This window comes from Sphingobacterium allocomposti, from assembly GCF_008124885.1.
GTDB lineage: Bacteria > Bacteroidota > Bacteroidia > Sphingobacteriales > Sphingobacteriaceae > Sphingobacterium > Sphingobacterium allocomposti.
In genome coordinates this window covers 108,189-121,816 of the sequence record NZ_VNHX01000003.1, presented here as the reverse complement: position 1 = coordinate 121,816, position 13,628 = coordinate 108,189, and the positions used below count along the sequence as shown (strand labels likewise).

The following is a 13,628-nucleotide window of genomic DNA, read 5'->3' as shown; positions in this document are numbered from 1 at the left end:
TGGCCCGCAGGGAATCCACTAGCCGTTCAGCCCCTTTCGGCTCGAATCGAACCGCAGCAGGATAAAAAGTAGCGCGGTGAAACTCCACAGGGAAGACCCCCCGTAGCTGATAAAAGGAAGCGGAATTCCAATCACAGGGACGATTCCAATCGTCATACCGATGTTGATAAAGAAATGGAAGAACAGGATGGAGGCGACACCATAGGCATAGATTCTTGCAAACGCCGTCCGCTGTCGTTCTGCGATATTTACCAAACGCACCAGCAGGGTCAGATAGATCGCTATGAGAATAACGCAGCCTACAAATCCCCATTCCTCCCCGATCGTGCAGAAGATAAAGTCGGTACTCTGTTCAGGAACGAAGTTGTACTTCGTTTGTGTTCCCTGCAGATATCCTTTTCCGAACAGCTGGCCGGAACCAATGGCTATTTTCGACTGGTTTAAATTGTACCCCTGTCCGCGGGGGTCGTCCATTTTTCCAAGGATGATGTCAATCCGGTTGCGTTGGTGGGGCTGTAAGACCTGCTCATAAGCAAAGTCTACGCACAGTACATATACCAAACTTCCCAAAAACAAGGCGCCTATATTAATAAGATATTTACGCTTTTTACGCAGCGCATAGGCAAAAAGCGCGGCCACAACAAACAAGATGCCGATGATGATCCACTGGTTCACCAGAAGGGCAAGTACAAATAATAAGATTGCCAACCCGCCGAGAACTAGAAGCTCGTTTCCGACATATCCTTCGCGATAGAAAACGAAAATCAATGCGAAGAATGCCAGTGCCGATCCTGTATCGGGCTGCAACATGACGAGGGCCACCGGAAACAATACAATTAAAGCCCCGATCAGAAGCGTTTTCTTGTTGGGGTGTTTGTTTATCTGGCTGCTCAGGTAACTGGCCAAAAGCAAGCAAGTAGCAAGTTTTCCAAACTCCGACGGTTGCAGGCGGAAACTGCCTATCGGTATCCATGCCTGGTTTCCTCCCACGTTCCGGCCGATAACAAGCACGGCAACGAGCAGCAGGACGACAAGAACATAAACCAACGGCGCTGTCGAGATAAAAAACTTTTCATCAATAATCAGAATACTAAAGCCGATAATCAGCGCAGTAAAAATATAAATAGATTGCTTTCCGTAGTTTGTTGCAAGGTTAAAAAGACTGGGCTGTTCGGGATCGAAGACCGCAGCATGGATATTAAACCATCCGATCGTACAGAGTGTGAGCCACAGCGCGACAGTCAGCCAGTCAATACGTCCAAAAAAGCTCTTTTCCCCTAATCTATTCATACCGGTTTCTTATTTGACTATGGTGAACATAAAACGCTGCATTTGAAGGTTCCTCTGGCGGTGTGTTGCGCACCGTCTGCCTCGGGACATCTTTCTTGCTGCTAGTTGTATCTTTCTTTATCGATTCTTTTTTTGCCGGCTTTGGAATGAAGTTAGCGTTATAAATTCTATCCTGAATGTATTTGGGCAGCGTAATCGTGTCATTGATATATTTCTCAACGAGCATGTTGGCAATCGGACCCGCCCATGTACCACCATAGCCAGCGTTTTCCACAAACACGGCGATCGCAATTTTAGGGTTCTCGCGGGGGGCGAAAGCAAAGAAAACGGCATGGTTTTCACCGTGGGGATTCTGCGCAGTACCCGTTTTTCCACACATTTCGATCCCAGGGATCCGAACACTATAGGCCGTTCCTCCGGGCATATTCACTGCTCTACTCATGCCTTCGATCACCGGCTCGTAATACTTCGCATCAACGCCGGCATCGATCTTCTCCGTAAACTCCTTCTTGATGATTTTCTTCTCGCCTATACCCTTTACCAGGTGTGGACGATAATAAAACCCCCGGTTGGCCACAATTGCCATAATATTGGCCATCTGCAGGGGCGTAATGCCCATTTCGCCCTGACCGATAGAAAGCGAGATATTGAATCCCGACCGCCATTTATCGCTGCCGTAGCGCTTCGTGTAAAAGTCTGACGTAGGAACCAGTCCCGGCTTTTCGCCAGGTAAATCGATACCCAATTTGTGGCCGAGGCCAAATTTTAGAAGACCTTCGCGCCAGAGGTCGTATGCTCTTGGCCCCGACATCCCTCTGGAATCGATCATCCGGGCGTAAGTATAACCATAGTAGGTATTACACGATCGTTGAATCGATTTGATTAAATCCGTCGACCCGTCAACGTGCGTACAACGCATGATAGCCCGCCCACCACCATAGCGATACCCTCCCGGACAATAGAATGAGGTGTTTTGATCGATTACGCCGGCTTGCTGTGCTGTCAAGGCTGCAACGACCTTAAAAACTGATCCGGGGGGATAGGAGGCCTGGATAGGACGGATAAACATCGGGCGCGTTTCATCGTTCAGCAGTTTCATGTAATTGTTGCCCCGCTGGCGTCCTACCATCATGTTCGGGTCGTAAGAAGGTGCGCTCACAAATGTCAAAATCTCGCCGGTAGCCGGTTCTATGGCCACGACGGACCCCATTTTTCCTTTCATGAGCCGCTCAGCCAGCACCTGCAGTTCGCGGTCGATGGTGGTAATCAAACCTTCGCCGGACACGGCTAAGGTGTCGTATTTGCCATCCATAAAGACGCCTTTTGGTCTGTTGAGCGCATCTACCATTTGGTTTTTAACACCACGCTGCCCCCGCAGCAGGTCCTCGTACGACCGTTCTATACCTGCACCTCCAATATAATCTCCGGGACGATAAAATCCGTTGGAACGTTCAATGTCCTTTTCATTGACCTCCTGAATAAAGCCCAGCAACTGGGGCGCTATGCTGTCTGGATAACTTCTGACCGTCCGGTTCTGCACATAAAAACCACGGAACTTATAGAGGTGCTCCTGCAGCTGGGCATAGGTTGCCGACGAAAGCTGCTTTTCAAAGATAGAAGCACGGTAGGGGGAATGTTCCCGGGCCTTCTGCATCCTTGTCTTGTAACCTTCTATATCGATGTCTATGAGCTGACATAATAGGGCCGTATCGATGTCCTTCGCCTCCCGCGGAGTCACGAGAAGGTCGTATACCGGTTCGTTTTGAACCAGTACCTTTCCATGTCGATCGAAGATTACTCCCCGGGCCGGATAAACGACCACCTTACGTAAAACATTGTTATTTGCTGAGAGTAGATAGGTCTTATCGATAATCTGTATGTAGAAGAGCCGTACGACAATAATCAGCGCTACGGCAATAAATATTCCCTGGATAACAAATTTACGTGCGAAAAAACTATTCATGAACGTAAAACTCTATATTATATGTTGCTGATACGCGACTTTTTTCTATAAACCAGCAGGCTCATCAGAAGCAAGACAGCTACTGTAAATATACTACTTAAGAAGATGCTTGCCAGTGTATAAAGAAAATTTGCGAATGAAAAGGTCTCGAGAAGGAAAAGAACGAGATGATGTATCAGCGTTCCGAAAAAGATATAAGAAAGGAACCATTTCGTGCCCATCTCCCCGAGCGACGGCGTGTTAAAGGAGTCTTTTATCTCGACTTCTAACGTTACTTTGTGGAAAAATATTCTGTAAAGTGCCAGCGTTACACATGCTGCTGCATGTACGCCTACGGAATCGTAAAAGGCGTCTACGGTCAACCCCGTTAAAAAAGCCAGAATAAAAAGAAGCAGATTCGGCAAGCCTATAGGTAGAAGGAAAATTATGAAAATATACGGGAAGGCTGCCGCCACATTGTAGTATCCAATATTCTTGAACAAGGCTACCTGCAGAAGCACCAATATAAAAAAACGAACGATATTTATGATGATGATTCTACCCATTATCCTGACTTGTTTCTTCTAGTGTCTCCTTTTCTTTTACCAATAGGTCGCGTACGACATAAACGTGGCTGAGGTTGGAGAAGTTTGTCGATAATCTGATTTTGACGTCCAAAAAGCTTTCTCCCGATTTTATACCGGTCTCGATAACTTCCCCGACTTCAATACCTTCAGGGAACAACGAATAGCCCGATGTGAAAACCTTCTGCCCCTGTTTCACCTGTACGTGGTTCGGGATATCCCGAACCATGGCGAAGCGCGGGTCGATATTGCTTCCCCAGACGAGCGAGCCGAAAATCCCCGAACTGTCCAACGTAACGGATATCTTCGTGTCCGGATGAAGCAGCGACTGTACAGAACTGAAATGTCGCGACGTCTGAAGGACGATGCCAACGACGCCGTTCGAAGTAATAACCCCCATTCCTTTTTCAATACCTGCTTCAGATCCCTTGTCCAGCGTTAAATAGTTGCTCTTCTGGTGCACGCTGTTATTCGCAACATTCGCAACGATAAAAGCATATCGGCCCTGTTCAATAGAGTCTGCAAGATAGACAGAATCTGCTGTCGTATCAGCCTGTAAGAGATTCTGTATCTGTTGCCGCAATAGGACATTTTCCGCAGCAAGCTTTTCGTTGGCGTCGGAAAGAGAGAGATAACTTTTCCAGGAGTTGACCTGCTTGTAAAAGGAGCCAACCAAAATATTGGATGAATTGATGAAGGAGGCCCTTTGAAAGTTGTTGTTGTTGACTACGAGGATAACCGACAGCACAAAAAAGAGAATAAACCAAAAAATGGCATTATATCGAACAAGAAATAGCCAAAGGTTCTTCATAAATGTCCGTTGTTAATGAGTCTTCCAACAAATACGCGATATAGAATCGTTAACACTTTTCTATATCGCGCAGAGATATAAATTATTCTAATTCCGTTATTGCATCAGGAATTTAAATCTGCCGATATTTTTCAGCGCTATTCCTGTTCCCCTAACCACAGCGCGCAGCGGATCTTCGGCCACATGAACCGGTAGCTTGGTTTTTGCCTGTACCCGTTTGTCCAATCCCCTTAATAAAGCACCCCCGCCTGTCAGGTAAATGCCTGTCTGATAAATATCGGCTGACAGCTCCGGAGGGGTAATTTCCAATGCTTTTAAAATTGCCTCTTCGATTTTGGAGATAGATTTATCCAGACAGTGAGCGATCTCCGTGTACGAGACAGTGATCTGTTTAGGGATACCGGTCATCAAATCCCGACCTTGAACGGCAAAATCTGCCGGAGGGTCTTGCAACTCGGGTAAGGCTGCGCCCACTTCGATCTTTATTTTTTCTGCTGTACGTTCACCGATCATGATATTATGTTGCCTGCGGATATACTGTACAATGTCAGAGTCGAAATTGTCTCCAGCAACGCGGATGGATTGATCGCATACTATTCCCGAAAGAGCAATGACGGCAATCTCCGTCGTACCTCCACCGATATCAATAATCATGTTGCCCACAGGTTCTTCAACGTCGATTCCAATTCCGACTGCAGCCGCCATCGGCTCGTGGATAAGATAAACTTCTTTAGCGCCGGCGATTTCCGCAGAGTCGCGTACAGCACGTTTCTCCACCTCCGTAATTCCGGAAGGAATACAAACGACCATACGCAATGAAGGAAAAAACCAGGACTTCCCGTTGTTTACCAATTTCACCATACCACGGATCAGGTGTTCGGCAGCGGTGAAGTCGGCAATAACGCCGTCGCGAAGCGGCCGTACTGTTTTTATATTATCGTGTGTTTTTCCTTCCATCTGCATGGCTTGACGCCCGATTGCGATGACTTTGTTTGTCGTCCGGTCGAAAGCAACGATAGAAGGTTCATCTACTACTACTTTGTCATTATGTATGATTAGGGTGTTGGCAGTTCCCAAATCGATAGCAACTTCTTGCGTAAACCAGTTAAATAACCCCATGGAGTATGTATTGTCTTATCTTAAAAAATTAATGCAAACCTAAACAAAAAAAATGGTTTTATCCATCTGTAATTAAGTAAAAAATGTGCCGTTTCGTAAATGTTTTGGTCACAAGCGGATGATCTTGAAACCTCGAAATAAGCACCACGTCATTGCCTCAATACGCCGATATAGTAGTTGAACGTGTCGACATCAAGATCGGCGAGGTCGTCGACTGAAACCGGCAGGATCTGAAAGCTTGACGTCACGTCGAAACGGTTGAGCCGTGTTCCTTTTATACCCAGGTGAACAGGCATCCGAAAGCCAGGCGCCTCGGCAATCCATCGGCAGGCAATCCTACCGTCGTTCTGTTTCTTAACCTCCAGCACGGGGATGCTCCTATGCTGAACGTATTGTTCAAAGACCTTAGTAAAATCTAAGCCACTCTGCTCGTTTATGTATAAAACGATATCCTGATAGTCAACAGTCTTGTGGTAGAACTTTTCATTTAGGCCTCTAAGGATGGCACGCCATCTTTGGTCGTCGTCAATAATCGTCCGGATCATGTTAAGCAGGACACCTCCCTTCGGGTACATGTCGCCAGAACCTTCTTTATTGACCCCGTACGGGCCTTGCATAGGTTTATCATTCAATATACCTTGTCTGTTTCCGTGGACATAAGCCTGGCTGGCTTCTTTACCAAAATGGTAATCGATAAACAGGGCTTCGGAATAGTTCGTGAAGCTCTCATGAATCCACATATCCGCCAGGTCTTTTGAGGTTATATTGTTTCCGAACCATTCATGGCCAGACTCGTGTACAACAATGAAGTCCCACTTCAGCCCCCACCCGGTTCCAGAGGCATCCCGTCCCAGATAGCCGTTCTGATATTTGTTTCCGTACGCTACGGCGCTTTGATGTTCCATCCCCAAATGTGCAGTTTCTACAAGCTTATAGCCGTCTTCGTAAAACGGATACGGGCCAAACCAATGTTCGAATGCATCCAACGTTTCCCGGGCGTTCTTCTGTAGGTGGCTGATGCGGTCCTTGTTCTCTCTCAGCACGTAGTAGTCCACCGTCAACGGACCTTTTTCCCCGTCATATAGCTCCTCGAAATGTACGTAATCGCCAATGTTGAGTGCCACATTGTAGTTGTTGATAGGGTTGGTTACCCGCCAATGATATTTGGTATACTTCCTATCCAGCTTTTCGACGTTGACAAGCCTTCCGTTGGATACGTTCATCACGCCTGTGGGCACGGCTACCGAAATCAGCATGCTGTCGACCTCATCGGATTGATGATCTTTGTTTGGCCACCAAACACTTGCTCCCAGCCCCTGGCAGGCAGTAGCGACCCATGGTTTGCCGTTGCTGTCCTTTTTCCAATCGAACCCCCCGTCCCACGGTGCCCGGGTAGCCGCCGTGGGCGTGCCGGAGTAATGCACGGAAAACGAGTCGATCTTCCCCTTTTCTATCGTTTTAGGAAAATCCACAAATACCGCGTTATACGATCTGGAAAAAGGTAGGGGTTCGCCGTGGTAAATAACTTTGTCTACAGAAAGGTTTTCAAATAGATCAAACTGTAGCCGCGAGAAATCGTCTGTGGCTTTAAATTGAAAGAGGTTGCTTCCGGAGATGAACCGGTTGTCGATATCGACCTTAACATCCAGATGATAATAGGTAATGTCGTAACAGGTACGGAGAGGGGTCAGCGTGCCCCGAAGGGAGTCGGCTTTGCTGAATATCTCCTTCGCTTTCATCAGCTGGGCCTGGGTGTTGCAGGTAACAAACAAAAGAATAATAAATAAGGGGTATGAAAATTTTTTCATCGGTAATGTTATGATATCGGTCTAACTATTTGAGTAAAGATAGGAAACACCTTTCAAAAAACTTACTGTTTCCTGATAAATCCGGACACGATAAGCGGCCTTCAGCCGCTGATAAATTGTATCGGGGCCTATGGGCATCAGCATCGGTGATTGAAATTTCTTGGCATAGGTCAATTTCCGAAGGAACGGGATCGCCTAACTTTATCCGGATATTATTGTACTCATGGGAAAAGATAAAGGGACCGCCAAAGCCCGCATGGGCAGAAAAGGAACAGCACGGGCAGATAAAGACGGCAAAGATACGATGCCGCGGCAAGAAGACGGACATCAGGCTTGGAAGAGCCTCTATTTTTTACACGTGCCGCCGGTCTTTTTTCTATGACCGGAACAACCGTTGCCCTAAACAAAGGGGAACGGTTATGAACAGCACATCCTGCGGAAGGACGTCCGGCGGGATCTGTTCTGCAGCCTGTTGCCGCGCCATTGCAGCCGAACGGGCGGCCACCTTCTGCGTCGCGGTAACGTACTTCGTGTAACCTACCACAAGACTCTACAGTTCCATAACAAAAAAGTGAGAGCCCTGTTGGTGTTTGCGTAGTACAGGAAGGGCAACGTTGTATACGGGGAGTTTGTCTGCAATGCTACCTAACATCTGCCCAGCATGTGCATGGCCATGGAACACAGCTGATACCTCGCGGCGCTGTAATGGTTCCGCAAGCAGTGAAGACCCAAGAAAGGGATAAATTTCAACTGGCTCTCCCTTTACTGTTTCTGCGATGGGTGCATAATGAAGCAAGGCAACTTTGGGAATTTCAGGATGTTCCTGCTCCAAGCGTGCCAGCGCCCGATCTAATTGCATAGACTCGTTGACGGCCTCCTGAACGAATGCTTTCATAGCATCTTCACCGAACATCGACAGCATGTAACGGTCAAACCCGCCTCCAAACCCTTTTATGCCGGCGAACCCCGTGTCTTTGATGACCAACGATTCGCCGTCCAGCACATGGAAATTGGCCGCCGTTAGGGCCTGCCTGATGAGTTTATGCCTGCCCTTTTCAAAGTCGTGATTTCCAAGCACCCCCACGACCGGTATATGTAGCGCGTGAAGCTCGTCTGCCAGTATTTGGGCCTCTTCTTCGTCGCCTGTATCGGTGAGGTCGCCACATATCACCAAAATATCTGCTTTTTCGGATATCTCCTCAAAGCAGCTCTTCCATTTTCCTTTATCACTCATCTTCACGTGAAGATCAGCCATTGCGGCAATTTTTACGGGTTGTCGCTCTGTCATAAGTTATACGGTTTTGATGGTATACGATTTATAGTTCCAATCACGGACGTCTACCTGATACTGTGTCTGGTCGATAAGTGGCCCTCGACATACCTTTTCCACGGGTGGAGGCAGTTCATACTGCTCATTGGCCCGTCGAAGCAGCTCCATGAAAAGCCACTTGGGAATGATATCGTTATAGTCTGCCGGATATACAAATTGGAAACACAACAGCTGGCTAAGCAACAGGTGCCAATGGGCGTCCATTCTAAACAGCAGGTGTTCCCAGTCCAGCTGTTTCCCATATTTTAGGAGCGTATGGTTTATATCTGCGCTGTCATTCCTTTCCCGGTTCTGTACATAGAGCTTACACCAGATCAGCTCTTCCGGCGGAATGAAGCGAACAGGCATATCCATGAACGTCCCCTGCACGGCCCGCTCGTACCACGTATCGTCTACGGTGCAGATATGGTTGACACTGTCGAAAATAATATCAATGAAAAAGTTCTCCTTGAATACTTTGGCCAACCAGCGGACGTCCGTATGTTCGACACGGAATCCTTTGTTCGAAAAGAATTTTAGGATCCCCGTATATTCTGAGCTTTTACAAAATATATCCAGATCCTTGGTGTCCCGAAAAATACCCGTATAGTTGAACATGGCGAAAGCGCCACCCAACATATAGGGCACTTTGCTCTCATTAAGGAGGCCGATTGCCTCTTTGAAAAAGTCTGCGGAAGACTCTTGCGTTTTTTCTGTTTCGTCCATAGATGTGTATTGTGAAAAATTTATTCTTTCACCGATCCGTATCCGGAATTGTTCGACGTCTAACTATTGCCGTTTCTCTCTTTTAGAACGTATCCTTAAGACCAAAAACACCGACAGCGCGATGAAAACAATGGCAAATAATATAGGAAATAGCATACCAGTTCTGTTTTAATTATCTCGTTTCATAAATAACAGCCTGCTAAGTCTTTCGTTTGAAGGGCCTCACGATTTAAGATGTTATCGACCAAAAAATGAAAAAAATCCCCAGTCGCGCTTAAAATACGGTCCGACGACGAGGTCGGTGCGTATAAATACGGTTTATTTCGGAGCGATCAACCAGTTCAAAGGACAGCTGTTATTATATGGAGCGCAACAGATAGCCGGATGGAGGGGACGGATACATGTTTAACAAATGCCGGTGATAGATATGCAGAACTTTATCACCGCTAAAAGCAAATTATATATAGATGAAAAAATTAGTTCTATTATTCGCAGTAAGCTGTTCGTTAATCGCTATCGCGTGCGGTGACAGCTCCAAAAGTACCACTACAGAGGGCGGGGAGTCGACTCCCGGACCAGTGAGTGAAGCAGACAAGTCCAGGTACAACCTAAATTCTACCGACGAACCGTTGTACGGAACCTCGGATACATTGAAACAGGACTCCCTGCAACGCGAGGACTCCTTGCGCCGTTCCGGAAACTAACTGTCGAGCCGCGGAATTTAATTTGTAGCCCGAGCGACGGAGAAGAAGACCACCTATGAACGGCAATACAGTAATAAACAGGCCATTTCCTTTTTCGGCCAGGCAATTTTATGATGACGTCGTTGAAGGACTGTCGGCCCCATTAAAGCGGCTTTCGTCAAAGTATTTTTACGACGCCAGGGGAGACGAGATTTTCCGGCAGATTATGCAAGCTCCGGAGTACTATCTTTTTCGTTGCGAACGAGAGATCCTGGAACGGCAGCGCGCAGCTATTACCGAGGTTCTTTTTTCCGATACGGCGGCGACTGATCTCGTTGAGCTGGGTGCCGGCGACGGAACGAAAACCTTTTTCCTCTTGGAACACCTTGTTTATAGAAAGTACGCGGTTGTCTATCGGCCCATCGATATTTCCCAGCACATCTTACATACGCTGACGGCAAATATGCAGGATAGGCTCCCCGAATTGAGGATGGACGCGGTGCACGCTGAATATTTTGACGGCTTAGAAACCGTTATGCTGCGTCCGAGCCAACGGGTGGTTGTTCTGTTCCTTGGGGCAAATATAGGTAACATGGCCAAGGAGGATGCAGAAGCTTTTTGCCGGCATCTGCGGGCCAGCCTGCGGCCGGGCGACAAGGTCTTGATCGGATTTGACTTAGTAAAGCATCCCCGTATCATACAAAGAGCCTATGACGATCGCGCCGGCCTAACGGCTGCGTTCAACATCAACTTGTTGCATCGTATCAATACCGAGTTGGGCGCAGACTTTAATACAGACCTTTTCGAGCACTATTGCACATACGTTCCCGAAACGGGCCAATGCGTCAGCTATCTCGTAAGCTTGGAAGCGCATCAGGTAAATTTCCCCGACCGCACGGTCCAATTCGACAGGGACGAACTGATTCACATGGAAATCTCTCAAAAGTACCGCGAATCCGAGATAACGGATATGGCCTCGAAAACAGGATTCTTACCCTTACGATCGTTCTACGACGAGCGACGCTGGTTTGTAGACGTGGTTTGGGAAGCCGTTTAAATCAACAAAGATTATGGACCGTTGGTTGCGTACTTATCAGGAGGTTCGGGAGCAGTCCGAACACATATGTGCTCCTCTTGCCAAGGAGGACTACGTTGTTCAGCCTATTGTGGATGTCAGTCCCCCAAAGTGGCATCTCGGACATACGACATGGTTTTACGAAACCTTTTTGCTCTCGAAAAGGAAAGACTATCGGATATTCGATCCACAATACAATTACGTTTTCAATAGCTATTATGAATCTGTCGGAGCCCGCGTGATCCGCACCGATCGCGGAAATCTAAGCCGTCCCACGGTTGACGATGTGTACGCCTATCGCCGATATGTTGATGAGCACGTCGCACAATGGATATCGGCGGGCGGCCACGGGGAAGAACTGGACGAGATAATGGCATGGGGCATCAACCACGAGCAGCAGCATCAGGAGCTGTTGCTTACGGACATTAAATATATTCTCGGTCACAACCCACTTTTTCCCCCTTATCAACCTGTTTATAAGCTGCCAGCCACAACGGTCTGTAACGCAGCATATCAATGTATCCCAGAAGGGCTATACCAGATAGGATACGAAGGCGATGGCTTCTGCTTTGATAATGAACGGGATATACACAGGATATGGCTGGACAGTTATGAGATAGCGACACAGCCGGTTACCAACGGCGAGTTCCTGGCGTTTATACGGGATGGGGGATATACCGACTTCAGGCACTGGCACGCGGAAGGGTGGGAGTGGGTCTGTAAAGAGCAGGTCCGGGCACCGCTGTATTGGTACGAAATAGATGGAGAATGGATGTACTATACGTTGGCCGGCATGCGCAAGCTGGATATCGACGAACCGGTGTGCCATATAAGCTTTTACGAGGCCTCCGCGTATGCCGCATGGAAGGGATGCCGGCTTCCGACCGAAGCCGAGTGGGAGGTTGCTGCGCCTCAGATCGAATGGGGACGGCGCTGGGAATGGACCAACAGCGCATACCTGCCTTATCCGCGTTTTCGGAAAGCAGAGGGAGCCCTTGGCGAGTACAACGGCAAATTTATGGTCAACCAAATGGTGTTGCGCGGCGCGTCCGATGTGACTCCCACGGGGCACAGCAGAGTAACGTACCGAAATTTCTTTCCCCCGTCTGCCCGTTGGCAATATACCGGGATCCGGCTTGTAAGAAACGCCTGATACCGCTACGGTACAAGTCGTTTACCCAAGATCTTGAGACTGTATTCCTGTCCGTCCATCTCGGCCACCTGCGGAAAATGCGCCCACTCTTCAAAACCGAAACGATAAAATAGGGACAGGCTCGGTTTGTTGTGCGCGAAGATGAAAGCTAACAACGTTTTAATGCCTAGAAGAGGCGCCCGCGTCAAGGTATGCTCCAATACCTGTTTACCCACTCCTTTGCCTCTCGCCTCCGGATTTAGATAAATGCTCACCTCCGCTGTGGCATCGTAAGCCGGACGGCCGTAGAACGGTTGAAAACTTACCCAGCCAATGGTATGGCCGCCACTATTCTCGATAATCCACAGCGGACGCCTGTCCGGTGAATGTTCTTCAAACCATTTGAGTCTGCTGGAAGGGGTGACCTCTTCGGTATCGGCCGTAACCATGCGGGAAGCAATCGTCGTATTATAAATCGCGACGATATCGTTCAAGTCCGTTAAACGGGCATCTCTATATACTAAGGTTTCCATATTTTGTCGAAAGCAGGACAAACTTATATAAAATTCGACGTTATATACAGTGCCGGCCGATAAATTGCCGCAGATCTGCCGACATCGTATATGCTTCTTTACAGATCAAGCGTCATGAAATACATGTCGTAGCCTTCCGACCAGAAGTCTTTCTGTATTTCGCGTAGACAAAAGCCATGTCTTTCATAAAATTGGTACGCCATCTGCGATGTTCGCACCGTAACCGTGCGAATGCCCTTTGTGGCTTGAAGAATGTGCAGGCGATGCGATAGCAGTGCACTGCCTACACCGTGCCCCCGATAATCCGGATGAACAAAATCCCAGCTGATTATTCCGGTCTCCCCGTCTAAGCCGTAGTTTATTCCGCCAGCCCCGATAACCTTGCCTTTCAGCTCGGCTACGAAGTAGTCTTCTGTTTCCTGATCGAGGTAAGCCGCAAAGTCGTCGACTTCCTCCGGCGCGAAAAAAGCGGGCACAAGCAGCTCCAGCGTCATGATAAGCTGAAGTTTATCGTGAGCGACATAACGGCGGATACCGATACAGTTGTGCTTGACCATGTAAAGAATCTTATGTAAAAGTATAAAGATAACGAAATGTTCTACACGTGCAAGATGTA

General features: G+C 47.9%; 14 protein-coding genes. 4 read left to right on the top strand and 10 right to left on the bottom strand.

Translation table 11 applies throughout. The annotated features are described in order from the left end of the window. Nucleotides 1-18: 18 nt before the first annotated feature. The 6 genes from rodA to BC792_RS03390 form a co-directional block, all read right to left on the bottom strand. Nucleotides 19-1,290: a rod shape-determining protein RodA gene (gene rodA / locus BC792_RS03415; protein WP_148907586.1), complete on the bottom strand. Its 1,272-nt coding sequence runs from the start codon at nucleotides 1,288-1,290 to the stop codon at nucleotides 19-21. Next, on the bottom strand, nucleotides 1,283-3,253 hold the full coding sequence (mrdA, locus tag BC792_RS03410) for a penicillin-binding protein 2 (protein ID WP_148907585.1): 1,971 nt from the start codon (nucleotides 3,251-3,253) through the stop codon (nucleotides 1,283-1,285). The genes rodA and mrdA overlap by 8 nt, the downstream gene beginning before the upstream one ends. Before the next feature lie 17 nt (nucleotides 3,254-3,270). Beyond that, nucleotides 3,271-3,798: a rod shape-determining protein MreD gene (locus BC792_RS03405; RefSeq protein WP_148907584.1), complete on the bottom strand. Its 528-nt coding sequence runs from the start codon at nucleotides 3,796-3,798 to the stop codon at nucleotides 3,271-3,273. Continuing rightward, nucleotides 3,791-4,627, bottom strand: coding sequence for a rod shape-determining protein MreC (gene mreC / locus BC792_RS03400; protein ID WP_148907583.1), 837 nt, complete (start codon nucleotides 4,625-4,627; stop codon nucleotides 3,791-3,793). Before mreC ends, BC792_RS03405 begins: the two co-directional genes overlap by 8 nt. 96 nt (nucleotides 4,628-4,723) lie before the next feature. Further along, the gene (locus BC792_RS03395; protein WP_133640853.1) at nucleotides 4,724-5,746 is read right to left on the bottom strand and encodes a rod shape-determining protein; all 1,023 of its coding nucleotides are present in this window, start codon (nucleotides 5,744-5,746) and stop codon (nucleotides 4,724-4,726) included. A 149-nt stretch (nucleotides 5,747-5,895) separates the two neighbouring features. Beyond that, entirely contained in the window at nucleotides 5,896-7,554 is a 1,659-nt protein-coding gene (locus BC792_RS03390; RefSeq protein ID WP_148907582.1) for a M1 family metallopeptidase, read from the bottom strand. A 223-nt stretch (nucleotides 7,555-7,777) separates the two neighbouring features. On the opposite strand from BC792_RS03390, the gene BC792_RS18270 reads away from it, so the two are divergent. Beyond that, nucleotides 7,778-7,936 (top strand): hypothetical protein, encoded by a 159-nt coding sequence (locus tag BC792_RS18270; protein WP_170249941.1) that lies wholly within the window; start codon nucleotides 7,778-7,780, stop codon nucleotides 7,934-7,936. A gap of 168 nt (nucleotides 7,937-8,104) precedes the next feature. Here BC792_RS18270 and BC792_RS03380 read toward each other — a convergent pair whose 3' ends face one another. Continuing rightward, the gene (locus BC792_RS03380; RefSeq protein WP_148907580.1) at nucleotides 8,105-8,842 is read right to left on the bottom strand and encodes a metallophosphoesterase family protein; all 738 of its coding nucleotides are present in this window, start codon (nucleotides 8,840-8,842) and stop codon (nucleotides 8,105-8,107) included. 3 nt (nucleotides 8,843-8,845) lie between these two features. Further along, complete coding sequence (locus tag BC792_RS03375) at nucleotides 8,846-9,589, bottom strand: nucleotidyltransferase (protein ID WP_148907579.1); 744 nt, start codon at nucleotides 9,587-9,589, stop codon at nucleotides 8,846-8,848. Nucleotides 9,590-10,056: 467 nt separating this feature from the next. Here BC792_RS03375 and BC792_RS03370 point away from each other — a divergent pair, with 467 nt between their 5' ends. The 3 genes from BC792_RS03370 to egtB are packed head-to-tail and all read left to right on the top strand — an operon-like array spanning nucleotide 10,057 to nucleotide 12,500. Next, entirely contained in the window at nucleotides 10,057-10,293 is a 237-nt protein-coding gene (locus BC792_RS03370; protein WP_148907578.1) for a hypothetical protein, read from the top strand. 55 nt (nucleotides 10,294-10,348) lie between these two features. Next, on the top strand, nucleotides 10,349-11,329 hold the full coding sequence (locus BC792_RS03365; RefSeq protein WP_148907577.1) for an L-histidine N(alpha)-methyltransferase: 981 nt from the start codon (nucleotides 10,349-10,351) through the stop codon (nucleotides 11,327-11,329). A 13-nt stretch (nucleotides 11,330-11,342) separates the two neighbouring features. Beyond that, a complete protein-coding gene (gene egtB / locus BC792_RS03360) occupies nucleotides 11,343-12,500 on the top strand; it encodes an ergothioneine biosynthesis protein EgtB (RefSeq protein WP_148907576.1) in 1,158 nt (385 codons plus the stop codon). Nucleotides 12,501-12,505: 5 nt separating this feature from the next. On the opposite strand, the gene BC792_RS03355 is transcribed toward egtB, so the two are convergent. Together BC792_RS03355 and BC792_RS03350 are read right to left on the bottom strand one after the other, a co-directional pair. After that, entirely contained in the window at nucleotides 12,506-13,012 is a 507-nt protein-coding gene (locus BC792_RS03355) for a GNAT family N-acetyltransferase (protein ID WP_148907575.1), read from the bottom strand. 98 nt (nucleotides 13,013-13,110) lie between these two features. Continuing rightward, the gene (locus BC792_RS03350) at nucleotides 13,111-13,569 is read right to left on the bottom strand and encodes a GNAT family N-acetyltransferase (protein WP_148907574.1); all 459 of its coding nucleotides are present in this window, start codon (nucleotides 13,567-13,569) and stop codon (nucleotides 13,111-13,113) included. Nucleotides 13,570-13,628: the final 59 nt, after the last annotated feature.